We start from the raw sequence: 26,703 nt of genomic DNA, 5'->3' as shown, positions 1-26,703 counted from the left end.
AACTCATCGCTCTGATTGATAATGAATTTCGTATAACCCGCACATCTTATATTAAGCCATAGCGATGGATTGTTTATTTCAATTGCTCTTTGTAAGTAAGTGCAACGGCAAGGTGGATTTTTACTCCACAGCGAGCCACTCATCGGCTTCTTCGAACATTTCCTCTAACATTTGGTTTAACTGCGAACGTTCCTGCTTGCTGGCACCGTGGGTATTCAGCCCGTTAGCCTGCATCGGTTTTACTTTTACTTCCGCGTCAGGAAACAGACGGTGTACCCGTTTAACCAGTTCCGCTTCAATCTTTTCACTGGCATTGGGGATGCCGGAGACATTCCGTTTGTCAAAAATCAGTTCGACCCGCATAACTTTCCTCATAAAAGACAGGGAGAAATAACTGTTGAAATATACAGTCTTATTTGTGCGGGTCCAAGTGATTTTTAGTCTGTTCTCTGCATAACGCCGCGCCCGATGAGACGCTGACGATCGTGAGGGCGGCGCAGATCAAGCTGCGGACCTGCCGGAACGATACCTGTCGGATTCAGCCATAAAATACCGTAGTAACCTTGTTTGATATGCGCCAGGTTTACCGTGTCGCTGACCCCCGGCCACTGATAGAGTTCACGCAAATAATTTGAAAGATTTCGATAGTCTTCAATACGGCGAATATTACATTTGAAGGCACCGTGATACGCGCTGTCGAAACGCACCAGAGTGACGAACAGACGCCAGTCGGCTTCGGTAATATATTCACCGGCCATGTACCGGTGGGTGTTTAAATGCGCCTCAAGGGTATCGAGCGTGCCGAACAGTTGGGTCACGGCGGCGTTATAGCTTGCCTGAGTCTTCGCAAAGCCTGTCTTGTACACACCGTTGTTGACGTCGTGATAAATCACTTCATTCCAGCGGTCGATGTCTTCGCGCAGGGCAGCAGGATAAAAGTTATCCCGATTTCCGGTCAGTGCATCAAACGTATGGTTAAGAATGCGGATAATGTCAGCCGATTCATTATTGATGATACGTCCTTCGCGACGGTCCCACAGTACGGGCACGGATACTTTGCCGGTATAGTGTGCATCGCTGGCGGTATAGAGCTGATGGATGTAACGCACCTGCTCAATCTTTTCGCCTGCATCCTGCGGCGTGTCGAACGTCCAGCCATTTTCACCAATCACTGGCTGAGCAACGGATACCTGAATGAATTTTTCCAGCCCTTTCAGATGGCGGAAAATTAACGTGCGCGAGGCCCACGGACACAAATAAGAGACGAAAAGCTGATACCGTCCGGCTTCCGGCTCAAGATGTGTCTGGCGAAAGGCAGTTTCCTCACGATGAAATGCCCCGTTTTTTATTTCTTCTTTCGCGACGTCGCCGCTTACCCATTTTCCGTTGACCAGTCCCGCCACGATGGTTGCACTCCGCTCATTTTTTTAGAAAGTTATCAGAATATAGGGTCCACCGTAACGGTTTCAGGCTGCGCTATAAACGACATTATTTTCAAGAAGAAGGTCAAATAATTTGATAGGGGAAAATGGGCGTGGCCCCAATAAAAAAGCCAACCGGTCAGGGTTGGCTTTCATTTTTGCGCTAACGGCGAATGTCAGTTTGCCAGGAAGCGTTTTTCATCTGTCAGCACCTGAAGCAGCAAGCCAAGCTCGGGTTTCTGATCTTTAATCCGCTTGCCGTTAATGTCAAAAGCGCGGTAATCCCCGTTATTTTCCAGTTCCAGCGTCTGGTCCGGGGTGGTGATCACCAGCGTACCGTCGTCGCTGGTCGTGACCCAGTTATGACGACGCTTCGCAGCGAACAAATCTTCGCCCTGCGAGTAATCCGCCGGGGCCGTAGTGACGTGCAACAGGCGCTGCATCAGCGTGGTCATCACATCGGCATGATCCGTCAGCTTATCGATATTCTGCGCCGGTGTGCCCGGCCAGTGAATGATCAGCGGAACCTGCAACTGGCGGCGGTTCATCGAGTTACCTGACCCCCAGGTGCCATTCTCGTTGAATTCAATACCGTGTGAGGCGGTAATGACCACCACAGTTTTCTCCAGCTCTCCGCGGTCTTTTAACGATTGCAGGATGGCCTTGATTTGATCATCCACGCCCAGTGCACCGTTCTGATAGCGACGAATAAAGGTGTTACCGGTTGGCACACTGGCCCCGTCCTGACGCAATGCACTGCTGATGCCGTTCAGGTTCACGTAGGAGAACCACGGTCCGTTGCCAAGGCCATTCAGCCATTGTTGCCATTGATAAACGGTTTGCTGGTCAGTCTGTTTGACTGGCGGCGGCAAGGTGAAATCGGTCAGTAATGCCTGGCGATACAGCGGGCTGTTAAAACCGTCTGAGGCAAATAAACCAAATTCGTAACCTTGTTGCTCCAGCGATGTCACCAGTGCAGAAGGTTTACGCGCCGCCAGAATCCCCTGCATATAGCTTGGCGAAATCCCGTAGAACAGGCCGAACTGCCCGGTGTCATTACGGTTTCCGGAACTGAAATGCTGATCAAAACGAATGTTATGTTTGGCAAAATCACTCAGTGCTGGCATGTCTTTATCCAGCGTGGCGGTATGGACACCGTCGAGTACCACCATCAGCAAATTATACTTCGACCCGGTTTTCGCGAAGCTGAGGGTATTCAGCGGATATTCCACTGCCAGCGCTTCAGGGTTGCCTTGTTCGATCAGCCGTTTCTGGTATTCACCGGCATTCAGCAAGCCGTGTTTTTCAAGGAATTTGCGCGCCGTCATCGGATACGACAGCGGAAGATTCGCGCGCTGCATAGTGATCGGGCGATAGAAGTTGGCATCCGCCCAGATATACATCAGATGCGAAGCAAAGAAACTGGCAATGAACAGCACGACAATCGGTTTGGCGAAATTACGGCGGTTCAGGCTGCGCAGCTTTTGCCACGCCCAGGTACCAAACAGCATTTCGAGCAGGAATATCACCGGCACAGCAATAAACATCAGCTGCCAGTCGCGGGCCATCTCGCCCTGAACGGGATTGACCACCAGTTCCCACACAACCGGATTAATATGCACGTGGAAACGGGTAAAGACTTCGGTATCGACCAGGAGCAGGGTCAGCCCGGCAGTAGCCAGAATAGCGGATAAGAACCGCAGCAGGCGTTGTGACATCACCACGAAGGTGAGCGGGAAGATGATCAGTAAATATGCCGAGAAACCGATAAAACTGAAATGCCCAAGCCAGCTGACCAGCGCGTAAATACGCCCCTGCAATGAAGAAGGCCAGTCAGAAACAAACAGGTAGCGGCTGCCGATCCCAAGAATGAGCAGGATATTAAACAGGGCGAACCAGTGGCCCCAGCTGATCATCTGGGATACTTTTTCGCGATAGCGCTGACGATTTGTCACCATGAGAGGGTTTGGGCAAGTTGTGAATTAATGGGCTTTATCTTCTCTTATCGACGCTTGCAACGCTTTCGCAAAGGACTGCGACAAGGCTTTGCGCTGTGCAGGAGCGACGCTGGTATTAATAAGGTTTGTCACCATATTGCCCAGAACCATCAGAGCCAGGTCTGTCGGGGCGCGGTGTTTTTCCAGAACTGTCGCCAGCTCGGAAAGGAGCTGTTCAACGTGTTCGTCACTGTAACGGGATGATTGTGCCATAGAGTATTGTGCTTCTTGATCCGACAAAGTCCAATATCTTAGCGTATCACGCCTCTGTTTTCCGCATTTTTATAACCCCTTCACACTTCGGGTTGCAGATGCGTTGACTGCACTCAGTCACCCGAATCACTTACCGGCGTAAGCTCATCGGGATTTCTTCGTTTGCCGCCTTCCTGCAACACGAATTATTTTGGGTTTTTTCTCGCATCAAACTCTTATTTCTAAGGCATGAGCGGTTGCGGCTTTGACGCTTCGGTGTTTGAATACGCCCCGCAGACAAACCCTTCTTACACGGCTGCAATTCTTACAGGAGAAAATCCCCATGAGTCTGGATCTCGAGCAGATCGCTCTGCACCAGTTGAACAAACGTGATGAGCAAACGCTGGATGTTGTGCTGCGTGATACGCTTCTGACGCCCAATGCTGCCGTTGATGAAATGATGGCAGAACTGCACCGCGTCTACAGTGCAAAAAGCAAAGCGTACGGTCTGTTCAATGAAGACAGCGAGCTGGCAGTCGCATTACGCAGTTGCCGCAAAGGGGACGACGATTTCCTGTCATTCAGCCGCGCTGCCACTGGCCGTCTGCGTGACGAACTGGCGAAATACCCGTTTGCCGAAGGCGGCGTGGTGCTTTTCTGTCATTACCGCTTCCTGGCAGTCGAATATTTACTGGTTGCCGTGCTGAACAGCCGCAGCAGTATGCGCGTCAATGAACAGCTGGATGTCAGCAGCATTCATTATCTCGACATCAATCATGCGGATATTGTGGCGCGTATTGATCTGACGGAATGGGAAACCAATCCGGAATCGACCCGTTACCTCACCTTCCTGAAAGGCCGGGTAGGGCGCAAAGTCTCTGACTTCTTTATGGATTTCCTCGGCGCATCCGAAGGTCTGGATACCAAGGCGCAGAACCGTGGCCTGCTGCAGGCGGTTGATGATTTCTGTACCGAAGCGCAGCTCGATAAAAACGAGCGTCAGAATTACCGTCAGCAGGTTTATACCTACTGCAACGAGCAACTGCAGGCGGGCGAGGAGATCGCGCTGGATGATCTGTCCGAAGAACTGCCGCCGTGGAATGACAAGAAATTTAAAGAATTTACCCAGGAGCAGGGCTATCAGCTGGAAGAAACCTTCCCGGCCGACCGCAGCACCTTGCGTCAGCTGACCAAATTCGCTGGCAGCGGCGGCGGTCTGAGCATCAATTTTGATGCCATGCTGATGGGCGAACGCATTTTCTGGGATCCGGCGACCGATACGCTGACCATTAAAGGCACACCGCCGAATCTGCGGGATCAATTGCAGCGCAAAGCGGGCAATAAATAATACCCGTCATACTTCAGGCTGCAGATGCGTTGGCTGCGTTCGCTCACCCCGGTCACTTAGCTATCTAAGCTCCGGGGATTCACGAACTTGCCGCCTTCCTGCAACCTGAATTATTTAGGGTATCAGCGGATTTTAGGCAATAAAAAACGCCGCATAAGCGGCGTTTTTTATTTGTTCTCGCACGGCGTCCCGATGCGCAACAACTCAGTCAGCGATTAAACGCGAACGAAGTCGATGTGAGCCAGTTTTGGCTTGAACGGGTGACGCTGTACAGCCTGAACTTTAACTTTGGTTTCTTTACCGTCGATAACCAGAGTAATTGCTTCAGAGTAGAACTCCGCTTTAACTTCCAGATTCTTGACAGAATCGTGGTCCAGTTTGATAGAAACCGGAGCAGCTGAGCCACCGTAAACGATAGCTGGGAATTTGTTTGCTGTACGCAGGCGGCGGCTCGCACCTTTGCCCTGCTCGTCCTGTGGACGTACTTCTACATTGATAGTGATCATTGTATGTTTCTCGATTAGAACTACTTCTAAAATGTGCCCCGCCACCTGCGACCGAGTGACGAGTTGAGTACTGCGGCTTTCACACAAGGCGAAAGCGGGCGGTATGATACCGGAGTCGGCGCGCAGCAACAATGAATAATTACCGATTTGGTCATCCCTGTTACCCGCGCAGTTCGTTAGCGCGCCGGTAGCGGCCTTCATAATCAAACATTTTTTCCCGCACCTGCCAGAACTGGCCTTTCATGCGCGCCACCACAAAATCCGGATGACGCAATAAAATCTGCTGCGCGACGATATCCGCGGCGGTATTCCATTCCAGCGGTACGCCCGGCGCGCGCTGGTGCGGACGCAGGAAGTTATGCAGAAACGCCATGCGCTGGGCAGGCGTCGTCAGGCGAAAGCGCTCGGAAACGTCAGCACCGTCTTCATCGTAATAAGTAATCTTCAGCCATTCGCCTTTGTCGTCGCGCCCGTTTTGCAGATTCATACCACCACAGCGCAGCACCAGTGCATCTTTCAGGCGCAGCGCGGCTTTCAGCATATCATCGGGATCGACCAGAATTTCCTGACACTGATGACAACGCCGTGCGGCGATATCGTTCTCGGCGCCACAGTGCGGACAGCTTTTAAAGCGAAAGCGGAAATCACATTGCTCGCGATTGCCTTCATCATCTTCCAGCACGCCCTGACAACGGCGGCCAAAATGCTCGATGACTGTGCCGTCTTCGGTGGTTTTTCCCCAGAAAATATTGGCGAAACCGCAGGCCGGGCAGAACACCTGCACCGGTTTGTTATCGCCCGCCGGTTTATGGCTGCCGACTTCCGGCGTAAACAGGTCATGCGGGTTTCCGGCGTAATCGAGGATCAGGCAATCCGTTTTGCCCGGTGCGAGCCGCAGCCCGCGTCCGACAATTTGCTGATACAGACTGACGGATTCGGTCGGGCGCAGGATGGCGATAAGATCCACATGCGGTGCGTCAAAGCCGGTAGTCAGCACCGATACATTCACCAGATAGCGTAACTGCTGCGCTTTAAACGCGGTAATCAGCCTGTCCCGTTCCACCGCGTGTGTTTGTGCGCTGATCAGCGCCGCTTCGCTTTTCGGCAGCAGACCGAAAATTTCACCGGCATGTTCCACCGTCGAGGCAAAAATCATCACCCCTTTGCGGTCCTGTGCGAACTCAATAATCTGGCTGATGATGTGCGGCGTGATGCGCTTTTGCTGGCGCAATTCGTCATTCAGATCGGCTTCACTGAACAGACCATTACTGCTGGCCTGCAGGCGGCTGAAATCGTAACTGACTACCGGCATATCGAGCCGTTCCGGCGGTACCAGAAAGCCGTTTTTAATCATGTAACGCAATGGCAGTTCATAGATGCAGTCGCGGAACAGGCTGTTGGCATCGCCGCGTACAATGCCCTGATGGTGATACTGATAAATCCAGCCCTTGCCCAAACGGTAGGGCGTGGCGGTCAGGCCGAGCAGCCGCAGGCGCGGGTTTTGTGCTTTGAGGTGGCCGATGATTTGCTGATACTGACTGTTGTCATCGTCGGAGATACGGTGGCATTCATCGACAATCAGCAGGGAAAACTCACCGCTGAACTCCGCCAGGTTAGGCGCGACGGACTGCACGCTGCCAAATACCACTTTGCCGCTGCTTTGCTTGAGATTCAGACCGGCTGCGAAGATATCGGCTTCCAGCCCGTAAGAAAGGTATTTGCTGTGGTTTTGCGCCACCAGTTCTTTGACGTGGGCGAGCACCAGCACACGCCCGCGGGCAACGCGCGCCAGTTCGGCAATCACCAGACTTTTTCCCGCGCCGGTCGGCAGCACAATCACAGCCGGTTCGTCGTGCTGGCGAAAATGACGCAGCGTGGCATCCACGGCATCTTGCTGGTAAGGGCGGAGGGTAAAAACAGTCACGCGATGATCACCTGTTCGTTATTGAGTTAACTTACCTGTTTATAAAAACAGTAATGCAGTATGCCAAGAAATCCGGCTGATGGCGATGAGCAAAGAAATCGCCCGCTGTGAATGTTTAGCCTGCTTATTTTCCTTCTTCCTTGCAGGATGCACGGCTATACTAATACGCTCAATGCGGCAGTATTTCTGCCCCCCCGAAGTAATAATAACTCTTTGCAATTATTACGAACCGAACAACCCTGAACCCTGTCAGTTGCTGTATTGCGACGGCGGGGTCTTGTGTTTTATCAGTAACGCGATCACTCAGATCGCCATGAAGGCAAGTCGATCCAATGCGTCTGGACAAGTTTCTCTCTCAGCAATTAGGCGTAAGCCGCGCGCTGGTTTTGCGCGAACTGCGTAACAAACGTGTCACCGTAGACGGTGAAATCGTCAAAACCGGCTCAATGAAAATCAGCCCTGAACAACGCGTCGAGTTTGATGGCAATGTGCTGGATCAAATCACCGGCCCGCGTTATTTCATGCTCAACAAACCGCAGGGATACGTGTGTTCTACCGATGATCCGGATCACCCGACCGTGCTGTATTTCCTCGAAGAACCCGTTGCCTACAAACTGCATGCCGCGGGGCGTCTGGATATCGACACCACCGGTCTGGTGCTGATGACCGACGACGGTCAGTGGTCACACCGCATCACCTCGCCGCGTCATCACTGCGAAAAAACCTATCTGGTGACGCTCGAACATCCGCTGGCTGACGACACCGCTGCGCAGTTTGAGGCCGGTGTGCAGTTGCATAACGAAGATTCCCTGACCAAACCGGCACAGCTCGAAAAAATCGAAGACTGTCTGGTGCGTCTCACCCTCAGCGAAGGCCGTTACCATCAGGTAAAACGCATGTTTGCCGCCGTCGGTAACCGTGTGGTTGCGTTGCACCGTGAACGTATCGGCGAGATTGTGATGGATGAAGATTTAGAACCGGGTCAGTACCGTCCGTTAACTGAGCAGGAAGTGGCCAGCGTTGGCGTTCCTTCGCGATAGTTTTTTCGATAACTGGAGCAGCTGAAAGTGCAAGAAAAACCGGTCTCCCACGTCGGACTGATTTTCATCCTGGGATTGATATCGATGCTGATGCCTCTGGCCATCGATATGTATCTGCCAAGTATGCCCGTGATCGCACAGGAATATGGCGTTCCGGCGGGCAGCGTGCAAATGACGCTCAGCGCTTACGTGCTGGGTTTTGCAATAGGGCAGCTGTTTTACGGACCGATGGCGGATAGCCTCGGGCGTAAGCCGGTTATCTTCTGGGGCGTGATGATCTTTGCCGTCGCGGCCGGTGCCTGTGCGCTGGCGCAGTCGGTCGAGCAACTGGTCTGGATGCGTTTCCTGCACGGTCTGGCAGCCGCTGCCGCAAGTGTGGTCATCAACGCGCTGATGCGCGATATGTTCACCAAAGATGAATTCTCGCGAATGATGTCTTTTGTGGTGCTGGTGATGACGGTTGCGCCGCTGCTGGCACCGATGCTCGGTGGTTTGCTGATGGCCATATTCAGCTGGCACGCGATTTTCTGGGCAATGGCCATCGCCGCGCTGATTGCCGCGACGCTGGTGGGCGTCTATATCAAAGAGACACTGCCCAAGGAACGACGGCAGAAATTTCATCTGCGTACCAGCGTCGGTAACTTTGCGTCCCTGTTCCGTCACAAACGTGTGCTCAGTTATATGCTGGCGAGTGGTTTCTCATTTGCCGGGATGTTCTCTTTCCTCAGCGCCGGTCCGTTTGTTTACATCGAACTTAATGGCGTTTCGCCGCAGAACTTCGGCTTTTACTTTGCGCTGAACATCGTCGCACTGGTCATTCTGACACTCATCAACAGCCGTAACGTGCGCCGTACGGGCGCGGTGAAAATGTTCCGCTTCGGGTTGTTTGTGCAACTGACGATGGGGATGTGGCTGGTGATTGTGTGTACCTTCGGATTGCCATTCTGGGCGATGGTGATCGGTGTGGCGGGGTATGTCGGTGTGATTGCGATGGTGACGTCTAACGCCATGGCCGTCATTATGGATGACTTCCCGCACATGGCCGGTACAGCCGCTTCACTGGCTGGCACGATTCGTTTCGGAACCGGTGCGGCGATTGGTTCTGTGCTGTCACTGTTTACGGCGAAAAGCGCCTGGCCGATGGTCGGTTCAATGGCGTTTTGCATACTGGCGGCGACGCTTTTGTATCTCTACGCCAGCCGTCCGGTGAAAGTGTCTGCGGAAACGGCATAACTCAGACTGCTCTTTCCCCTCGTAAGAGGGGAAAGAGCTTAAGCATTAAATCACTTCTGCTTTCACTCCCTGAACCCGGCGCGCCGCTTTGGCACGGGCATATTCGTCGGCCATGGCTTTGGCCTTCGCCCCCGGTACCAGCGCCATATCGCACTCTTTTGGCAGCAACGTGGTGACTGCCGCGGCAATCAGTAATGAGGCCACCAGGGCATAAATCGCGGTGCTCTGGCCGTAGAGACTGACCAGCACGCCGACCAGATACGGACCGCAGAAACCGCCCAGATTCCCCAGACCGTTGATCACACCCCGTGCGCTGCCTGCCACTTCCGGCGTGGTGACTTTACCCGGAATGGTCCAGAAGGCGCTGGTGGCGGCTTGCAGGAAGAAACCGGCACCGACCAGGAAACCGTAGGCCGCCATGATGTTATGGCCAAATGCGACAGAGGCCGCCAGACAAGCTGCGAAACCACACAGCGGCAGGGCGATAAACATACGACGCTTACCGGTTTTATCCGACAGCACCGACATCGCCAGGATCCCCAGCATGGTGCCGACGTAAGGGATAATCGCCAGCATACCCACCGAACTCATGTCACCGCCGGTCAGGTTTTTCAGGATGGTCGGCAGCCACAAGGTATAGCCGTAAATCCCGGTCTGATAGAAGAAGTTAATGATGATCAGTTTGACGATAGACTTGTTGCGGAACACCTCTTTCAGCGGCGCGTTATTCACCGGTGCCAGGGCTTTCAGGGCTTCGCGTTCGCGGTTCAGTTCCGTCACCAGATAGTCGCGTTCACGCTCTGACAGCCATTTCGCTTCTTCCGGACGGTCGCTGATGGTGAACCACCAGAAAATCATCACCACGAAAGATAATGCCCCTTCGATGATGAACAACCAGCGCCAGTCGAGCGTATCAAGAATCAAACCGGACAACGGCGCGGTGATCATCCCGCCGAGCGGCGCGAACATCAGCACGTAAGCATTGGCGCGGCCACGTTCTTTATCAGGGAACCAGTTGCTGACCATCGTCAGCACCACCGGCAGCATCCCGCCTTCTGCCACACCCAGCGCAAAGCGCAGGAACAACAGCTGATACTGATTGGTGATAAAGCCGGTCAGGATGGAGATCACCGCCCAGGCAATCAATGAGCAGGCAATGAATTTCCGTCCGCTGCCGTGTACCGCCAGGCTGCCGCCCGGCACCTGCAGGAATAAATAGCCGATAAAGAAGATACCGGCGGCCAGACCGGCCATTGAAGCGGTAATCCCTAATTCCGCGTCCATCCCGCCGGGCATGGCGAAACTAATATTGACCCTGTCCATGAAGGAAATAATGCAAGCGATAAGGATTGGCGTTATTACTCGAAGCCAGCGAGCCTTAGGAATCTTATTATCCATATTCTTTCCTCTGTGTGCCTGTAACCGGTGATGGCTTAATAAAAGCATTTTGAGGAAAGTATTTCGTGACAGGAGTCACGTTGAATTATGTTAAGAAAAGGTGTTACCACTTACGTGATCCTGCACCGGAGTTGGCGTGCAGGACGAAGGGGGAGAAATGGACGGGAAAGGAGGATTAAATGGTGCCGCCGAGGGAAATACGGTAATGCAAATCCACCCTTTCGATCGTCGGCAGGTTCCTGATTTTTTTGAGCAATATCTCTGCCACCACTTTCCCCATCTCAAAGCGCGGGGTGATCACACTGGCTAATAATGGTGTGGTGGCGAGGCCGATATCCAGTCCGTGGAAACCGGAAATTGCCATATCCTGCGGGACGCGGATCCCCTGTTTGATACATTCTTGTAACACGCCGACGGCAATATCGTCATTGGTACACAAAATAGCGTTGGTCTGCGGATATAACTGACGCGCCATGGCCAGCATGCCCGCACCGATAGATACCGACGACACTTTATTAGGCGTGATATGCACCGGCGTCAGCCCGCGTTCATCCATTGCGCGGCTGTAACCCTGATAACGCTTCTGGTCGCGGGCATCTGACATCGAACCGAAATACACCACATGTTCTTTGCCGCTGGCGAGCAACGTATTCGCCATATCGTAACCGGCCTGCTGGTTATCAAAACCGACGGCAATCCGCCCGTGCGGATCGTCGAGATCCATCACCTGCGCAACAGGAATTTCTGCGGCATTCAGATACTTATCGGCTTTCAGGGTATGCACGGAATCCGTGAGGATCAGCCCGGCAAGCTGATAACCGAGCAGATTAATGATGTGTTCTTCCTCGCGCTCTTTGCTGTAATCGTAATTGACGACCAGCGTCTGAAAGCCCTGCGCGGAAGTGACCGACTCAATGCCCGCCAGTAAGTCGGAGAAAATCTGGTTGTTAAATGACGGCACTAAAATGCCGATACGCGGCGCTTTTGCCGGTCCGCGGGCTTCTTCCAGCGGATATCCCACTTCTTCCATCACCTTCGTGATGCGTTCGCGGGTTTCAGGAGACACCTTTTCCGGCGTGCGCAGAAAACGGCTCACCGTCATCTTCGTGACATCCGCCAGTTGGGCGATGTCCTGTAGTGTCACGCGCTGGTTTCTCATGCGGAGTTTTCCTGATTGGGCCTGCAAATATACCTTGTTATTGAAACAGAAAGCGCCGGAGATTGTTATCAAAATGATGATGATCACACCCGGAGTAACAGGGTTTTTTAACATTCCGTCAGGTGATCTGCATCACAGTTTAGCGCGGGGTAAACCGGTGTAGTGAAGCTAACTTTTTAAATCAGCGTTCAATAAGGCCAACGTCATGACAAATCTCTTCTCACTGGACAATAAAAAGATTCTGATTACCGGCTCGACGCGCGGTCTGGGTTTCCTGCTGGCGAAAGGGCTGGCGCAGCATGGCGCGGAAATTATCGTTAACGGTACACAACAGGAATCCACGCAAAAAGCGGCCGAAGCCCTGCGTGCTGAAGGCTTTATCGCCCATGCCGTCTCATTTGATGTCACCAGCAGTCAGGCGGTGAATCAGGCGATTGATCATATCGAAAGCACCATCGGGCCGATTGATGTGCTGGTAAACAACGCCGGTATTCAGCGTCGTCATAAATTCACCGAGTTTCCGGAAAAAGACTGGGACGACGTGATTGCCGTAAACCAGAAATCTGTGTTCCTGGTATCGCAGGCGGTGGCGCGTTACATGATCCAACGCGAGCGCGGCAAAATCATTAATATCGGTTCGATGCAAAGCGAGCTGGGTCGCGACACCATCACGCCATACGCCGCTTCAAAGGGCGCGGTAAAAATGCTGACCCGTGGCATGTGCGTTGAACTGGCACGCTACAATATTCAGGTGAACGGCATCGCGCCGGGCTATTTCAAAACTGACATGACCCAGGCGCTGGTCGATAACAAAGAGTTCTCCGAATGGCTGTGTAAACGCACGCCGGCTGCACGCTGGGGCAATCCTGAAGAGCTGGTGGGCGGCGCGGTTTATCTGTCCTCTAAGGCCTCAGATTTCGTGAATGGTCATTTACTCTTTATTGATGGCGGCATGCTGGCTGCAGTATAGGAGGCCCAATGAACAAAATCGCATTAATCACTGGCGGGGGCAGCGGTATCGGCCTGAGCGCCGCGAAAGCGCTGGAAGCGATCGGATTTAAAGTGATTCTGGCCGGGCGTAATAAGGCAAAACTCGACCAGGCGGTCGCGTTGTTTACACCGGGGCAGGCGGTGGCACGTCAGCTGGATGTGACCAGCCCGCAATCGGTGGCCGCGCTGTTTCAGGATATTCAGGAAACCTGCGGGCGGCTGGATTTGCTGTTCAATAACGCCGGTAATAACGTGAAGGATGTGCCGATCGAACAACTGCCGGTGAAAGACTGGCTGTCGGTGATCAATACCAATCTCACCGGCGCTTTTTTGTGTACGCAGGCGGCGGTAAAACTGATGAAACAACAAACGCCGCAAGGCGGACGTATCATCAACAACGGTTCGATTTCGGCGCAGTCGCCGCGCCCGAATTCTGCGCCGTACACCGCCAGCAAGCACGCGATTACCGGACTGACCAAATCCACCGCGCTCGATGGTCGCGCGTTCAACATTGCCTGCGGGCAAATCGATGTCGGCAATGCGGCGACGGATATGGGCAATAAAGCGCTGGCAGGCAGAATGCAGGCGGACGGACATATCGCTGAGGAACCGGTGATCCCGGTGGAGCGCGTCGGTGAGGCGGTGGCGTTTATGGCCGGTTTACCGCTCGACACTAACGTGCTGACCATGACCGTAATGGCGAGCGCCATGCCGCTGGTCGGGCGCGGTTAGTTTTCAGATCCGCATATAAAAAACGGCCCAAACAGGGCCGTTTTGCATTTCAGTGTACGGATTACGCTGCTTTGGTTTTGCGTTTCCGGCCAAGCCAGAAAATCAGCACCAGCAGAACAATCACGCCAGCCACCATTGCAGGAGCCATAAACGGTTGCAGTTTCGCCAGTAATGTCACCGGACCGCCTGCGCGTAACACCGCGACATCATGTGCGCTGACCTGAATGGTCGCATTGCCGTAGTTTTTCAGCACGTAGTTGGAGATGTCAGCAATCTGCTGATCATCTAACTGACCGACATACGAGCCCACGCCAAATTTCGGCATCAGTACGTGATGGTCGCCGACCTGTCGATCCACGCCGTAAAGAATGGCGGAAATCAGGTTAGACGCATTACCCATGCCGGTGGCGGTATTGTTGAACAGCGACGGATATGCCTGATTTTCGCTGCCAGAACCGTCCGGCTGGTGGCAACTGGCGCAATAACCGCTGAACAGTGCCGCACCGTTGTCGATGGTTTTGTTCGCATTAAACGGGTGCGCGCCGCGTAAACCTTCTTCCACGTTCACCGGTTTACCGAAGGTGTCCGCCGCCTGCGTATCACGCGGGTCACGCACCGGCGTGCTGTTTTTCAGGTAGAAAGCAATCGCGTTCAGGTCACTGTCAGACATGTATTGCAGACTGTTTTGAACCGCTTCCGCCATACCGCCCGCTGCCTGGTTTTTCCCGGCGGTGCGGCCCGTTTTCAGGTATTCCACCAGCTGAGGTTGCGACCAGTTACCAATACCACTGACCGGATCCGAGCTGATATTCGGGGCATACCACGGGCCGACCATGCCGCCTGCCAGCGGTTTATCGGTCACAGAACCCATCATCAGGTTACGTGGCGTATGACAGGTATCACAGTGACCGGCACCGTTGACCAGATACGCACCGCGGTTCCATTGTTCACTTTTCGACGGATCCGGCTTAAACGGCGTGCTGTCGAGATACATCATGTTCCAGCCCGCCATCGCAATACGCATGTTGAACGGGAACGGCAGGGCAGTTTCAACATTCGGTTGTTCGACCGGCTTCACACCCTCTTTGAAATAGACATACAGCGCATGCATGTCGGCATCGCTCATATGACTGTAGGAAGTGTAAGGCATGGCCGGATACAGATTGGCACCGTCAGGGCGAACGCCTTCCCGCACCGCGCGGGTGAACTGTGCTTCGGTGTAATTACCGATACCGAACTGTTTCGACGGTGTGATGTTGGTGGTGTAAATCGTGCCCATCGGTGAATGGATTTCATAGCCACCGGCAAACGTTTTACCGCCTTCCGGGGCAGTATGGCAGGCCTGACAGTCGGCGGCTGTCGCCACTTCTTGCCCCTGACGGATCAGTTCAGCCTGATTGTCCGCAGCGAAGGCGAATCCGCTTAGCGATGCGCTCAGCAGGCAGGCGGTGAGAAGTTTCTTCATGCGGCACCTGCCAGTTTTTTCGCCATATCATCGGCGGCTTTCAGGCCGAGTGCGGCCATAGTCAGCGTACTGTTCACCACGCTGGAGGACGGGATCGCGCCGCCGCCCGGCAACCACAGGTTAGCGTGGTCGTGTGCGCGGCATTCGCCGTTGACTACGGAATCTTTCGGATCACTGCCCATGATGGTGCCGCCCATGATGTGGTTGTTGGCGTTCAGGCTGGTGGTGATATTGAATTCTTCAGCCATGAACAGGGAACCGATGTGCTCAAGCTGCTTGTGAGCCGCTTCCGCGCCTTTGCGCACGTAATCCCCGACATCGTAGTGAATATCCGGGCATGGCAAACCGTGTGGATCTTTACGGGTGGTGCTGAGTGTCAGGCGGTTATTTGGATCCGGCAGCGGTTCCAGGCTGATGGACAAATCCACGCCAAAGATGGAACGGCGGCGGATTTCCTCATCCAGCTCTTTGCCCACCAGCCCCATCTGCAACGCTTTAGAGGTCGCAGGGATCACGCGGCTGATGTTGTTGAGGATCATTTTGTTGGCAGAATAGTCTTTGCGGAAATCGCCATCGCGCGGGCCGACCAGACAACTGCTCTGCGCCGGACCACGACCGATCCACAGCGGCTCTTTGGCGATAAACGTGCAGTGGAAACCGGAGTGATCCATCATGTTACGACCAACATGATCAGACGAATTGGCGATACCGTTTGGATTTTTTTCGTTAGCGGCCATCAGCAACAGGCGTGGCGTCTCGATGCCGTTACAGGCCAGCGCGAACACTTTACCGGTCGCTTTATGCGATTTCTTCTGATTATCCAGCCAGTGAACGGCGGTCACATTGTTGTTTTCATCCGTGTCAATTTTGTAGACCACCGCTTCAGCCAGTACCACGGCACCTTTGTTCTCAGCGCGTTCGACGTGCGCAATTCCGTTATACATCGCACCAATCGGGCAGATTGGCTGGCAGTTGTTGTTGCCACAACAGGTCGGGCGGCCATTCCACGGACGCGTACTGCGACCCTGCGGAATTGGCACGGAACGGTAACCGTGCGGGTTAACGATTTCAGCAAAACGGGTGTCGCCGTAACCGTAAGGCACCTGTTCCATCGGATAGGGTTTGCTGCGCTCAGAAGGCGACTGCAACTCAGGGTCATTCGGACCGGCTACGCCGATTTCTTCTTCAGCACGGCAGTAATAAGGTTCGAGTTCATCATAGGAAATTGGCCAGTCGCGGCCCACGCCGTACAACGTTTTCATTTTGAAATCGTTGGGAACGTGACGCCAGCAGGATGCTGCCCAGTGCCAGGTGGTGCCGCCGACGGTGCGCAGATAACCTTGTTTGAAGCTGCTGGCGCTCGGCCCGGTCAGATGGACGTAGTTATTTTCCGGGAAGTACAGCGGTGCGGGGGCTTTTTCAGACTGCGGGTAAAGCCCCTGGAAGTCAGAGCCAGCGCGGTTTTCGAAAGGCATGTTGCGCCAGTTTTCAACGGCCTGCGCGCGCTCAATGCGCAAACCTGCTTCCAGCACCAGAACGGAATATCCCTGGCTGACCAGCTGATCGGCAATCATGCCGCCCACGATACCGGAACCGACAACAATCACATCAGCAGACGCATCACCGTCTGCCGTAAATTCTGGTTTTTTCATCAGGCTTTGCTCACAACATGTGTTTCAGAAGGATTAGTAAAACGATCAGCATTCATGGATTCAGGCATCGCAGCGGCGGGAGGTGCGGCGGTGAAGTACAGCGGACCGTTTCCGCAGTAAGTGGGCACAATCAGGCCGTCACTGACCGGGCGATACATCAGCGCATCTTTGTATGCAATTAAAATGGAATCGGTTCCATGTCCAACCGTGCCAGTATACCAGGCGGTGACGATGCGGGTCACCAGTTCACCCAAACCGTTTTGCTTTGCCACTTCCTGCAAATCCTTCGCTGCCTGACCGGGTTTCACCAGCGCGTGTAGTTTGCTGACCTGAACAGGGAAGTCGGGTTGTGAGCGATAGAATGCGTTGAAAATCTGTGCGGAAGAGCCTTCGCTGATATTTTTATGTTCAGTGATAGCCTGCGATACCAGGTAGAACTGGCCGAAGATAACCGGATCCTGCGTGGCGGTTTCTTTCTCCGCCTGGCTCAGGAACGGGAAGCCGAGCAGGGTAGTTGCCACCATCGCAGACGTCAGGCCTTTGAGGAGTTCACGACGACTGAAACCGGTTCCATTTTCGGGTGTGTTGCTTCCAATGATTGAAGGATCGTTTTCCATCTCTTTCTCTCTGGGAATGGGTTTTTGCCAAAAGGCAGGGAGTTCGCTGTCTGATTCTTATTATAATTTGCGTAATACGAGATTTATCAGCGGGTTAGTTTTGCCGATGTCTGTCCCGATAGGGTATACCACTTATAACGATGCGGATGATAAGCCAGAGAAGAGGGATTTGTGCAAACAAATTGTGCGGATTTATTAACATTATATCCAGATTTTAACGTATGATGCGCGACGATAAAAAATGTAACCAACAGGTTCATTTCAAAATGAAATTAACCGATACCGCATCATTCTTAACTCCTCTGACTTAACTATCCTGTTGATAATAATCATTTTAGTGCGGAATTAGTCATGTTTACGTAGTTTGATTTGTATATTAAATGTAAAAAAATAAGGATCGAAAGGTAGCGACAATTGATTAAAGTGGTTGTTAATAAAGGCGTAAAAGGTTACAAATAAGCCAAAATGAGATCTGCCTCTCAATATGGTCGGGAGCAGACATAAAGTTAGCAACAGTCTGTCAATTTGTATCCTATTACGTTAATTCAATGTTAATAATTTGAACGAAGAGTAGGCAAAGAGCAGCCTGTCGGCTATAACTTAAGCAGTGTGGTTGTAGCTATTTTGTAAAAACAGCGTGTAAATAATTTGCATGTATCATTGTCTGGGGAACGACGTGAATAATATCCAACTTTCGGTAGTACATCGTTTGCCGCAAAGTTATCGCTGGTTGTCAGGTTTTGCGGGTATCAAAGTTGAACCGATTCCGCTGCCTGGTAATGATGAAGATAACAATCTGATCGGCCTGAAACTGCTCAGCCATGAGGGCGAATTCGCCTGGCAGGTGATGCATCAGCTCACTGATGCATTAGAAGATATTCAGGTAAAAGCGGCGATTGTTGAAATCGACGGCGAGCCGTGTTTATTCGTTCATCGTGAAGATGAAAGTGCCACGCTCTGCTGCCTGAAAAATATCGGCGCAGCGATCGCGGAATCTGTAACCGCACTTTATCCTTTCTGACACGCCGCAATCCCGGTGCATTCCGGCGTGTTTTGCCTGCGTCTCAGCGCTGGTGGGTGTCGAAAGCCTCTGACGCGGCCAGTAATTCGCGGGTATAAGCCTGCTGCGGTGCAGTAAAAATCTGCTCACACTCTCCCTGTTCGACCACTTCTCCGTTTCGCAACACCATCAGCTGATGGCACAAAGCCCGCACCACGTGTAAATCATGACTGATAAACAGATATGTCAGGCCGTGACGTTGCTGTAATTCACTTAAAATGGTCAGAATCTGCGCCTGAACCGATTTATCCAGCGACGACGTAGGTTCATCCAGGATCAGCATTTCCGGTTGTAAAATTAACGCACGGGCGATCGCGATACGCTGGCGCTGGCCGCCAGAAAACTCCGTCGGGTAGCGGTGGCGGGATTGCGGATCCAACCCCACTTCCTGCATTGCGCGGATCACTGCTTTATCGCGCGCCTGTTCACTGACGTTGCGATGCACCAGCAGACCTTCAGCGATGATTTGCCCGACGGTAAAGCGCGGATTTAACGCAGAGAAAGGATCCTGAAACACCACCTGAATCCGGCTGCGGAACGGCAGCATTTTCTTACGCGAGAAAGCATGCAGTGGCTGGCCGTCAAACCAGATTTCCCCTTGCGATTTGAGCAAACGCAGCAATGCCAGCCCGGTGGTGCTTTTGCCTGAACCGGACTCGCCCACCACACCGAGACTTTCTCCCCGGCGAAGCTGGAAACTGACCTGGTTCACCGCGTGTTTGATGCCGACCGTGCGACGCAGCAGGCCGCGTTTGACGGGAAAACCGACATCCAGATTTTTCACATCCAGCAGAACAGGCGGTTTACCGGTCAGCGGCTGCGGGCGACCCTGTGGTTCGGCTTGTAACAGCTGGCGGGTATAAGGGTGCTGAGGCTGACTGAAAAGTGCGGTACGTGATTGCTGCTCCACGACGCGCCCGTGTTGCATGACTGCTACGGTGTCTGCCAGACGGCGCACTATGCGCAGGTTATGGGTGATAAACAGCATCGCCATCCCCATTTCCTGCTTGAGCTCGTCGAGCAGCGATAAAATCTGCGCCTGCACGGAGACGTCCAGCGCGGTGGTTGGTTCATCGGCAATCAGCAGCTTTGGCCTGGTTAGCACCGCCATGGCAATCATCACGCGCTGGCGTTCACCGCCGGAAAGCTGGTGCGGAAAATCCCGCAGGCGCGAGGCTGCCTGACGAATACCCACGCGATCCAGACAGCGCAGAATTTCAGTGCGTGCTGCATCACCGTGAAGATTACGGTGCAGCGTCAGCACTTCAGTCAGCTGTTTTTCGATGGTATGCAGCGGATTTAGCGACACCATCGGTTCCTGAAATATCATCGAAATCTGGTTGCCACGGATCTGGCGCAATGTGCTGGCATCTGCGTTCAGTAAGGATTGGCCAGCAAACAGAATGTCGCCTTGCGGATAGACCACGGAAGAGGGCAGCAGACGCAACACTGACAGCGCAGTGACGCTTTTGCCGGAGCCGGATTCACCCACCAGCGCCAGGGTTTCACCGGCACGGATATCGAGCGATACATTGCTGACCACTTCACGTTGCTGTTTTCCCTGACGGAATGCGACGCTGAGATTTTTGATTTGCAGTAACGGGGCGGATAACGCAGCGTCTGTCATTTCAGAGCACCTCATTATGGTGTGCGGACGGATTGAAGGCATCGCGAACGGCTTCACCAATGAAAATCAATAATGACAGCAGCGCGGCCAGCACCACGAAAGCGCTGATCCCCAGCCACGGCGCCTGCAAATTATTCTTCCCTTCCATCAGCAGTGTACCCAGCGATGGCGAGCCCAGCGGCAGGCCGAAACCGAGAAAATCCAGTGACGTCAGTGTGGTGATCGAGCCGCATAGGATAAACGGCAGATAGGTCAGCGTGGCGACCATCGCATTAGGCAGCATATGACGCCACATGATAGCGCGGTCGCTGACGCCCATCGCCTGCGCGGCGCGGATATAATCAAAGTTACGGGTACGCAGGAATTCGGCGCGCACCACGCTGACCAGCATCATCCAGCCGGAAAGTACGGTGATCAACAGCAGCCACCAGAAGTTGGGTTGCACCACGCTGGCCAGAATAATAATCAGGAACAGCGTGGGAATGCTCGACCACACTTCGATAAAGCGCTGCCCGAGCAAATCGATTAATCCGCCGTAATAGCCCTGCGTGGCACCGACAATCATGCCAATCACCGAGGTCATCGCCGTCAGCAGAACGCCGAAGAACAGCGAAATCCGCAACCCGTAAAGGATTTGCGCCAGCACATCATGCCCGTTACTGTCGGTGCCCAGCCAGTTTTGAGAAGAAGGCGGTGAAGGGAAGGGCTGCGCGGTAGAAAAGTTAATGGAGTTATAACTGCTGCGGATCGGTGCCCAAATCGCCCAGCCGTGGTCTTCAATCTGGCGCACAACAAACGGATCCTGATAATCGGCCGGCGTTTCCAGCTCTCCGCCAAACGTCGTTTCGCTGTAATTCACCAGAAACGGCACATAGAGATGCCCCTGATAGCGTGCCAGCAGCGGTTTATCATTTGCCAGTACGTTGGATAACAGCACCAGGATCAGCATCACCATGAAAATCCACAGCGACCAGTAACCACGGCGGTTCTGGCAAAAACGCGCCCAGCGCGCCTGACTGACGGAGTTCAGTTTAAAAAGGCTCATTACTGGCGGCCCTCAAAATCGATACGCGGGTCAACCAGCGTGTAAGTGATGTCGCTGACGATATTGAGCAGCAAACCAATCAGCGTGAAAACATACAGCGTGCCGAAAATCACCGGGAAATCGCGCTGCACAATGGCATCGTAGCCCAGCAATCCCAACCCCTGTAATGAAAACATCACTTCAATCAGTAATGAACCGGTGAAAAACATGCTGATAAAAGTCGCCGGGAAACCGGCGATCACCAGCAGCATCGCGTTGCGAAAAACGTGCCGGTACAAAATTTGTTTTTCGTTCAGCCCTTTCGCGCGCGCAGTCACCACATATTGTTTACCGACTTCATCCATGAACGAGTTTTTGGTCAGCATCGTCAGGGTCGCAAACCCGCCAATCACCGTCGCCAGCACCGGCAATGTGATGTGCCAGAGGTAATCTGTTACTTTGCCGTACCACGGCAGGGTATCGAAATTCGGCGACGTCAGGCCGCGCAGCGGGAACCAGTCGAGATAACTGCCGCCGGTGAATAGCACAATCAATAAGATGGCAAACAGGAAAGAGGGAACGGCATAACCGACAATAATGACGGAGCTGCTCCAGGTATCGAATTTCGTGCCGTTGCGCACCGCTTTGCGGATCCCGAGCGGGATCGACACCAGGTAGATAATCAGCGTGCTCCACAGGCCGATGGTAACGGAAACCGGCAGCGCGCTTTTCACCAGTCCCATAACGGATGAGCCGCGGAACAGACTGTCGCCAAAATTAAAGCGAACATAGTTGGATAACATCTCGAAATAACGCACATGCAGCGGTTTATCGAAGCCGAAGCGGTGGGTGATTTCGGCAATGACTTCCGGATCCAGGCCCCGTGCGCCGCGATACTGACCTTCACCAAACTGCGCTAAACCCGGCGACGCTTTGCCATTTCCGCTGCCCGCGCTGGCACCCGGTAAACCGCCTGACTGCCCCATTTCAATAGCGGCAATCGCCTGATCAACCGGACCGCCGGGAGCAATCTGCACAATAAAAAAGTTAATGGTGATGATCGCCCACAACGTGGGGATCACCAGAAGCAGTCGTCTTAAAAGATAGGCGGCCACAGTATGCTCCTCAGCGGCGTTGCGCAGGTAAACGGGCTGCGCGGTTAACGTCGTACCACCATGTGTCGAGTTCCATTCCGTTGGATGGGGTGACGGCTGGCATCGAGAATTTATCCCAGTAAGCGTAGCGCTCGTGATGGGTATACCACATTGGGATCATCAGCATATTCCACGTCAGCACACGGTCGAGCGCATGGCCCAGCGACAACAGGGCATCAGGTTTGCCCTGATTGGCGGCGATTTCGTCGGTCAGCTTGTCAATGGCCGGATCGCTGACACCTGATTTGTTATAGGTGGAATCGAGATATTTACTGTTCCAGTAAATCTGCAAATCGCTGCTCGGATACGACGTGGCGGGATAAACCGTCGGCAGCATATCGTAATCACGCTGGCGCATACGGCGCACGAACTGCGAATTATCCACTTCACGGATCGACATCTTAATGCCCAGTCGCTGTAAATTATGCTTGAACGGCAAGACGTACTGTGAATTCCCGCCGCCAGGTAACAGCAGCTCGAAGGTAAACGGCTTACCGGTTTTGCCATTCACCAGCACCTGATTTTTCACTTCCCAGCCCGCTTCTTTCAGTAATGCGGTGGCTTTCAGCAGATTTGCGCGGTCATTACCGGTGCCGTCAGAGCCGGGTGGCTGATACAGCGCGCTAAAGACTTCAGGCGGCACTTGGCCTTTCAGCGGCCCCAGCCACGCCAGTTCTGCGGAGTTCGGATAATCTTTTGCCGCGTAGTCGGTATTCTGGAAGTAACTGTTCACCCGCTGATACGCCCCGAAATACAGCGCCTTGTTCATCCAGTCAAAATCAAAAGCCAAAGTGATGGCTTCGCGCACCTTGCGGTCGGCGAATTGCGGGCGATGGATATTGAATGCCAGCCAGCGGGTATCCTGCGCTGCCTGATTTTCCACATCAGCTTTAACGATAAAGTTTTTGCTGAAATTACCGCCCTGATATTGCGTCGCCCAATTTTTCGGCGAGGTTTCCATGCGGAAATCAAACGCGCCGGACTTAAACGCCTCCAGCGCCACATTGTCGTCGAGGTAATAGTCGTAGCGGATGGTGTCAAAATTATAGCGGCCCCGGTTGACGGGCAAATTGGCCGCCCAGTAATCCGGCACGCGGGAATAGGTGATGTACTGACCGAGTTTGTAATCGCTGATGCGGTAAGGCCCGCTGCCCGGCGGCGGTGTACTCAGCGGTTCATTGAATTTATTCTTTTCCCAGAATGTCTGCGGCAAAATCGGCAAACCGAGCAGGCCGAGCATCATGTCTTTATCCGCTTTCGGCAACACCATGCGTACTGTCAGGCGCGAAATGGCTTTTACTTCCACACCTTTATACACCACGCGAAATTGCGGTACGCCTTCGGTCATGAATTTTCGGAAGCTGAAGGCCACATCACTGGCGGTAATCGGGGTATTGTCGTTGAAACGGGCGCGCGGATTGATATCCACTTCGACCCAACGGTACTGGCTGTCATAACGGGCAGAATCGGCGATCAGCGGATAATAACTGCCAATCTCATCGCTGGAGGTGGTAAACAGGCTGTCGTAAAGCGAGCCGCTGCGCGCAGCCGGATTACCGCGAGACGCGAAGCGGTTGAAGTTGTCGTAAGTACCAATGGCCGCCAGTGTGATCTGACCGCCTTTCGGGGCGGCAGGATTGACGTAGTCAAAACTGGTGAAGTTTGAGACATACTTGGGCTCGCCTAATATGGCGAACGCGTAACTGTCCTGTATGACTTCAGCTTGTGCGCTGAGACTCAGCAGGCACAGCACACCGGCAAAAACGCGAGAAAACATCCTGAATCTGCACTCCTGTGATGACGACAGCATAATGCGGCATTACCGCGGGCTATTTCGATATTAATCAATTGAAAGCAAAGATTTTGTCACGCACGACTCTTCGGTTTCGTCCCTGATTTTGGCCTTTTTATCACAACCGGATGCAGACGCCTAAAAGAAAAATGGAACAAAAGATGCGGGACTGATGCAGGTCAAATCTGCCAGGTGGCTTCTTTCTCATTGAAATCACGTATAAAGTCCAGCAGCTCAGGAACACCGAGCGATTTGCTGTACAGATATCCCTGTAAATAGGTCACGCCGTGATTGCGCAGATACTCCGCCTGCATCTGGGTTTCGACGCCTTCGGCTACGGTTTTGATCTTCAGTTCTTCCGTGAGTTTAAGGACGGTATCCAGCACCGGGGCGATCAGGGTGTTCTGATCAATCGACATGACAAAGCCGCGGTCAATTTTCAGATAATCCAGCGTGAACTTCTCAAGATAGATCAGCGCGCTATGGCCGGTGCCAAAATCGTCAATGGCTATTTCAATCTTATGGCGGCGCAGCCAGTTAAATTCCCGTAATGCACCTTGTGTATCAATCATTCCACGTTCTGTAATTTCGAATACCACCTGGAAAGCATTCTCAGGTAACGCTTCAATAAAATTCATCACATCGTCATGAAAGCTGATTTTGTTCATGTGGTGAGGAGAAATGTTGATACTGAGTTTGCCCGGACCGGGAAAAGCGTGCTGCAAGGTATGGGCGTCCGCTGCCACCAGAGCCATCATATGTTGAGTCAGGTCGACGATAAGCCCCTGATTTTCAGCATAGCTGATAAAAACATCGGGCGGAATGGGCCCCTCAATGGGGTGCTGCCAGCGCAGCAGGGCTTCAACGCCAGTCACCTTCAGGCTCTTTGAGTCGATAACCGGCTGATATTCAACAAAGAATTCTTTATTTTTCAGCCCGCGCAGAACCTCACGCTCAACGTTATGGCGGTTCAGCAGGCTGTGGTAAATCAGCGCGCAAACCAGCAGGCTAAGCAGCAGGCCGCCTGAGAACGTAAAGAGTATGTTATCGCGGGTCAGGGAAGGAGAGTAGAGACGAATGCTGAAAGGATAATTATCTATTTTGACTTGAGTAAAATGGCTGCGGGGCAAATCACTGATCTTGATCAGACCGGCCTGAGAAGAAATCAGTGCGCTCTTTCCCACCAGCAGTGCAAAACCCCGGTAGCCGGAACCTGGCTGCGCAAAAAGCATATACGGCGACAACGTCAGTTCCAGCGTTGCTATCACGCCATCGTCCGTTGCACCGGGGTTACGCTGCCATATAAGGATCACCGCGCGGTTCGGGACGGCAGGGGTGCCCATCTGCAGTCCGATACTCATGTTGTTATCAAATTCGAGGTCATGCAGGGTACTGTTTACAGGAATGTGCTGATTACCGGAAGCCGAGGAACAAAAAACGATGCCATTACGCACCAGCTGAAAATCACGAACACCCATGCTGAATGCGACGTCACGGTTTAATTCCCCGGCAATGGAATGGCAGGATTCCGTCGTGAGCAGTCCGATTCTGTGCATCGTGTCGGTTAACTGGCGCAGATAATCAGCAGTAAATTGTGCCGTTCGTTGCGCGATTTCATTTTGTTCGCGGAGATTGTTGGTTTTAATAACGGTGAGGGTAACTGCGATAAATAAAATGAAAAACAGGGCTGAAAAAAGCAGGCTTCTCTTTAAATACAGATGTTTGGGCAATACGGTGTGTGTTAACGCCGTTTTTAAACCCATATGTTTTGCCCTTTTCGCGCAGAGGAAATAAAAGAATAACGTCGTCAAAAAATCAACAGACACTTCATATACTTTATTACAGGCATAAAAAAACGCCATCCAAAGATGACGTTTTTTTATTCGCTTGGCATAGGACAACAAGAACTAAATCATAAGGTAACGGGATCAGCCGTTAGCTAAAACTCGTCTTGCTTCACGATAACGTGCATTCCAGTAGGACTCTTTCAGATTTGAAATCATCACACCGTTGCTGGTGGATGCATGTACAAACTGATCGTTACCTAAATAAATGCCGACGTGACGGCCTGTTGAACCCGCACGGAACAGAACCAGATCACCCGGACGCAGTTTCGTGCGCTGGATTTTCTTGCCTTTCTCTTCCTGTTCATAGGTTGAACGAGGTAAATCCATACCAAATTGTTCGCGGAATGTTACCTGAACGAACGCTGAGCAATCGATACCACGCTTGCTGTCACCGCCCAACCGATAACGAACGCCTTTCCAGCCAGCGTACTGATCCATAATTTTGGATTTAACGTTGACGTTGCGAACCATTGCTTCGAATTCATCCTGAGAGGCTTGCAGTAGAAGGCCATCATTGCCATTTAC

The 26,703-nt window shown here is 52.9% G+C and carries 23 protein-coding genes; 6 read left to right on the top strand and 17 right to left on the bottom strand.

Annotated elements, in window-relative coordinates; genetic code table 11:
* Window positions 1-120 precede the first annotated feature (120 nt).
* From AC1DUO_RS01330 to AC1DUO_RS01315, 4 genes are all read right to left on the bottom strand, one after another.
* Window positions 121-363 (bottom strand): DinI family protein, encoded by a 243-nt coding sequence (locus AC1DUO_RS01330; RefSeq protein ID WP_013574630.1) that lies wholly within the window; start codon window positions 361-363, stop codon window positions 121-123.
* Between the two features lie 74 nt (window positions 364-437).
* A complete protein-coding gene (locus AC1DUO_RS01325) occupies window positions 438-1,403 on the bottom strand; it encodes a glutathione S-transferase family protein (RefSeq protein WP_013574631.1) in 966 nt (321 codons plus the stop codon).
* Between the two features lie 194 nt (window positions 1,404-1,597).
* Window positions 1,598-3,379, bottom strand: coding sequence for an LPS biosynthesis-modulating metalloenzyme YejM (gene yejM, locus AC1DUO_RS01320; RefSeq protein WP_477986280.1), 1,782 nt, complete (start codon window positions 3,377-3,379; stop codon window positions 1,598-1,600).
* A gap of 24 nt (window positions 3,380-3,403) precedes the next feature.
* Window positions 3,404-3,631, bottom strand: coding sequence for a YejL family protein (locus AC1DUO_RS01315; RefSeq protein ID WP_013574633.1), 228 nt, complete (start codon window positions 3,629-3,631; stop codon window positions 3,404-3,406).
* Between the two features lie 322 nt (window positions 3,632-3,953).
* On the opposite strand from AC1DUO_RS01315, the gene yejK reads away from it, so the two are divergent.
* On the top strand, window positions 3,954-4,958 hold the full coding sequence (yejK, locus tag AC1DUO_RS01310; RefSeq protein ID WP_013574634.1) for a nucleoid-associated protein YejK: 1,005 nt from the start codon (window positions 3,954-3,956) through the stop codon (window positions 4,956-4,958).
* 215 nt (window positions 4,959-5,173) lie between these two features.
* On the opposite strand, the gene rplY is transcribed toward yejK, so the two are convergent.
* Both rplY and radD read right to left on the bottom strand, forming a co-directional pair.
* The gene (gene rplY / locus AC1DUO_RS01305) at window positions 5,174-5,464 is read right to left on the bottom strand and encodes a 50S ribosomal protein L25 (protein WP_013574635.1); all 291 of its coding nucleotides are present in this window, start codon (window positions 5,462-5,464) and stop codon (window positions 5,174-5,176) included.
* Between the two features lie 160 nt (window positions 5,465-5,624).
* Window positions 5,625-7,388 (bottom strand): DNA repair helicase RadD, encoded by a 1,764-nt coding sequence (radD, locus tag AC1DUO_RS01300; RefSeq protein ID WP_449632243.1) that lies wholly within the window; start codon window positions 7,386-7,388, stop codon window positions 5,625-5,627.
* A 332-nt stretch (window positions 7,389-7,720) separates the two neighbouring features.
* On the opposite strand from radD, the gene rsuA reads away from it, so the two are divergent.
* The gene (gene rsuA, locus AC1DUO_RS01295) at window positions 7,721-8,428 is read left to right on the top strand and encodes a 16S rRNA pseudouridine(516) synthase RsuA (RefSeq protein ID WP_013574637.1); all 708 of its coding nucleotides are present in this window, start codon (window positions 7,721-7,723) and stop codon (window positions 8,426-8,428) included.
* A gap of 27 nt (window positions 8,429-8,455) precedes the next feature.
* Window positions 8,456-9,661, top strand: a complete 1,206-nt coding sequence (locus AC1DUO_RS01290; RefSeq protein WP_013574638.1) for a Bcr/CflA family multidrug efflux MFS transporter — start codon at window positions 8,456-8,458, stop codon at window positions 9,659-9,661.
* Between the two features lie 45 nt (window positions 9,662-9,706).
* On the opposite strand, the gene AC1DUO_RS01285 is transcribed toward AC1DUO_RS01290, so the two are convergent.
* Window positions 9,707-11,059: an MFS transporter gene (locus AC1DUO_RS01285; RefSeq protein WP_037036162.1), complete on the bottom strand. Its 1,353-nt coding sequence runs from the start codon at window positions 11,057-11,059 to the stop codon at window positions 9,707-9,709.
* A gap of 175 nt (window positions 11,060-11,234) precedes the next feature.
* Window positions 11,235-12,218: a LacI family DNA-binding transcriptional regulator gene (locus AC1DUO_RS01280; protein WP_013574640.1), complete on the bottom strand. Its 984-nt coding sequence runs from the start codon at window positions 12,216-12,218 to the stop codon at window positions 11,235-11,237.
* A gap of 205 nt (window positions 12,219-12,423) precedes the next feature.
* On the opposite strand from AC1DUO_RS01280, the gene idnO reads away from it, so the two are divergent.
* Both idnO and AC1DUO_RS01270 read left to right on the top strand, forming a co-directional pair.
* Entirely contained in the window at window positions 12,424-13,188 is a 765-nt protein-coding gene (gene idnO / locus AC1DUO_RS01275) for a gluconate 5-dehydrogenase (protein ID WP_217244214.1), read from the top strand.
* Between the two features lie 8 nt (window positions 13,189-13,196).
* Window positions 13,197-13,940 carry an SDR family oxidoreductase gene (locus AC1DUO_RS01270; RefSeq protein WP_477986274.1) on the top strand — a complete coding sequence of 248 codons (744 nt, stop codon included), beginning with the start codon at window positions 13,197-13,199 and terminating at the stop codon, window positions 13,938-13,940.
* A gap of 61 nt (window positions 13,941-14,001) precedes the next feature.
* Here AC1DUO_RS01270 and AC1DUO_RS01265 read toward each other — a convergent pair whose 3' ends face one another.
* From AC1DUO_RS01265 to AC1DUO_RS01255, 3 genes are read right to left on the bottom strand one after another with little or no spacing between them, the layout of a single operon-like run.
* Window positions 14,002-15,405, bottom strand: coding sequence for a cytochrome c (locus tag AC1DUO_RS01265; RefSeq protein ID WP_112151189.1), 1,404 nt, complete (start codon window positions 15,403-15,405; stop codon window positions 14,002-14,004).
* Window positions 15,402-17,057: a GMC family oxidoreductase gene (locus tag AC1DUO_RS01260; RefSeq protein ID WP_112151188.1), complete on the bottom strand. Its 1,656-nt coding sequence runs from the start codon at window positions 17,055-17,057 to the stop codon at window positions 15,402-15,404. Before AC1DUO_RS01260 ends, AC1DUO_RS01265 begins: the two co-directional genes overlap by 4 nt.
* Window positions 17,057-17,674 (bottom strand): sorbitol dehydrogenase family protein, encoded by a 618-nt coding sequence (locus AC1DUO_RS01255; protein ID WP_477986271.1) that lies wholly within the window; start codon window positions 17,672-17,674, stop codon window positions 17,057-17,059. The genes AC1DUO_RS01260 and AC1DUO_RS01255 overlap by 1 nt, the downstream gene beginning before the upstream one ends.
* A 676-nt stretch (window positions 17,675-18,350) precedes the next feature.
* Between AC1DUO_RS01255 and AC1DUO_RS01250 the strand changes: the two genes are divergently transcribed.
* Window positions 18,351-18,695 (top strand): YejG family protein, encoded by a 345-nt coding sequence (locus AC1DUO_RS01250; protein WP_015689537.1) that lies wholly within the window; start codon window positions 18,351-18,353, stop codon window positions 18,693-18,695.
* 43 nt (window positions 18,696-18,738) lie between these two features.
* On the opposite strand, the gene yejF is transcribed toward AC1DUO_RS01250, so the two are convergent.
* The 6 genes from yejF to mepS all read right to left on the bottom strand — a co-directional run.
* Window positions 18,739-20,361 carry a microcin C ABC transporter ATP-binding protein YejF gene (yejF, locus tag AC1DUO_RS01245; RefSeq protein WP_037036151.1) on the bottom strand — a complete coding sequence of 541 codons (1,623 nt, stop codon included), beginning with the start codon at window positions 20,359-20,361 and terminating at the stop codon, window positions 18,739-18,741.
* A 1-nt stretch (window position 20,362) separates the two neighbouring features.
* A complete protein-coding gene (locus tag AC1DUO_RS01240) occupies window positions 20,363-21,406 on the bottom strand; it encodes an ABC transporter permease (protein ID WP_477986269.1) in 1,044 nt (347 codons plus the stop codon).
* Window positions 21,406-22,500 (bottom strand): microcin C ABC transporter permease YejB, encoded by a 1,095-nt coding sequence (yejB, locus tag AC1DUO_RS01235; RefSeq protein WP_013574649.1) that lies wholly within the window; start codon window positions 22,498-22,500, stop codon window positions 21,406-21,408. The genes AC1DUO_RS01240 and yejB overlap by 1 nt, the downstream gene beginning before the upstream one ends.
* Before the next feature lie 10 nt (window positions 22,501-22,510).
* Window positions 22,511-24,316 carry an extracellular solute-binding protein gene (locus AC1DUO_RS01230; RefSeq protein WP_477986266.1) on the bottom strand — a complete coding sequence of 602 codons (1,806 nt, stop codon included), beginning with the start codon at window positions 24,314-24,316 and terminating at the stop codon, window positions 22,511-22,513.
* Window positions 24,317-24,510: 194 nt separating this feature from the next.
* Window positions 24,511-26,094: a cyclic di-GMP phosphodiesterase gene (locus AC1DUO_RS01225; RefSeq protein ID WP_232829700.1), complete on the bottom strand. Its 1,584-nt coding sequence runs from the start codon at window positions 26,092-26,094 to the stop codon at window positions 24,511-24,513.
* Between the two features lie 165 nt (window positions 26,095-26,259).
* On the bottom strand, window positions 26,260-26,703 hold a 444-nt coding region (gene mepS, locus AC1DUO_RS01220; protein ID WP_477986264.1), incomplete at its 5' end, for a bifunctional murein DD-endopeptidase/murein LD-carboxypeptidase.

Source organism: Rahnella sp. P4_A8 (assembly GCF_056402435.1).
Note: the sequence above shows the minus strand (reverse complement) of the source record. Positions and strands in the feature narration are given on the sequence as shown.

Excerpts from the sequence above, each read along its gene's own strand:
- yejM (WP_477986280.1), bottom strand. The coding sequence starts at position 3,379 with ATGGTGACAAATCGTCAGCGCTATCGCGAAAAAGTATCCCAGATGATC.
- AC1DUO_RS01265 (WP_112151189.1), bottom strand. The coding sequence starts at position 15,405 with ATGAAGAAACTTCTCACCGCCTGCCTGCTGAGCGCATCGCTAAGCGGA.
- AC1DUO_RS01255 (WP_477986271.1), bottom strand. The coding sequence starts at position 17,674 with ATGGAAAACGATCCTTCAATCATTGGAAGCAACACACCCGAAAATGGA.
- idnO (WP_217244214.1), top strand. The coding sequence starts at position 12,424 with ATGACAAATCTCTTCTCACTGGACAATAAAAAGATTCTGATTACCGGC.
- AC1DUO_RS01285 (WP_037036162.1), bottom strand. The coding sequence starts at position 11,059 with ATGGATAATAAGATTCCTAAGGCTCGCTGGCTTCGAGTAATAACGCCA.
- AC1DUO_RS01280 (WP_013574640.1), bottom strand. The coding sequence starts at position 12,218 with ATGAGAAACCAGCGCGTGACACTACAGGACATCGCCCAACTGGCGGAT.
- AC1DUO_RS01230 (WP_477986266.1), bottom strand. The coding sequence starts at position 24,316 with ATGTTTTCTCGCGTTTTTGCCGGTGTGCTGTGCCTGCTGAGTCTCAGC.
- AC1DUO_RS01330 (WP_013574630.1), bottom strand. The coding sequence starts at position 363 with ATGCGGGTCGAACTGATTTTTGACAAACGGAATGTCTCCGGCATCCCC.
- AC1DUO_RS01225 (WP_232829700.1), bottom strand. The coding sequence starts at position 26,094 with ATGGGTTTAAAAACGGCGTTAACACACACCGTATTGCCCAAACATCTG.
- yejK (WP_013574634.1), top strand. The coding sequence starts at position 3,954 with ATGAGTCTGGATCTCGAGCAGATCGCTCTGCACCAGTTGAACAAACGT.
- AC1DUO_RS01260 (WP_112151188.1), bottom strand. The coding sequence starts at position 17,057 with ATGAAAAAACCAGAATTTACGGCAGACGGTGATGCGTCTGCTGATGTG.
- yejF (WP_037036151.1), bottom strand. The coding sequence starts at position 20,361 with ATGACAGACGCTGCGTTATCCGCCCCGTTACTGCAAATCAAAAATCTC.
- rplY (WP_013574635.1), bottom strand. The coding sequence starts at position 5,464 with ATGATCACTATCAATGTAGAAGTACGTCCACAGGACGAGCAGGGCAAA.
- AC1DUO_RS01270 (WP_477986274.1), top strand. The coding sequence starts at position 13,197 with ATGAACAAAATCGCATTAATCACTGGCGGGGGCAGCGGTATCGGCCTG.
- rsuA (WP_013574637.1), top strand. The coding sequence starts at position 7,721 with ATGCGTCTGGACAAGTTTCTCTCTCAGCAATTAGGCGTAAGCCGCGCG.
- AC1DUO_RS01240 (WP_477986269.1), bottom strand. The coding sequence starts at position 21,406 with ATGAGCCTTTTTAAACTGAACTCCGTCAGTCAGGCGCGCTGGGCGCGT.
- AC1DUO_RS01315 (WP_013574633.1), bottom strand. The coding sequence starts at position 3,631 with ATGGCACAATCATCCCGTTACAGTGACGAACACGTTGAACAGCTCCTT.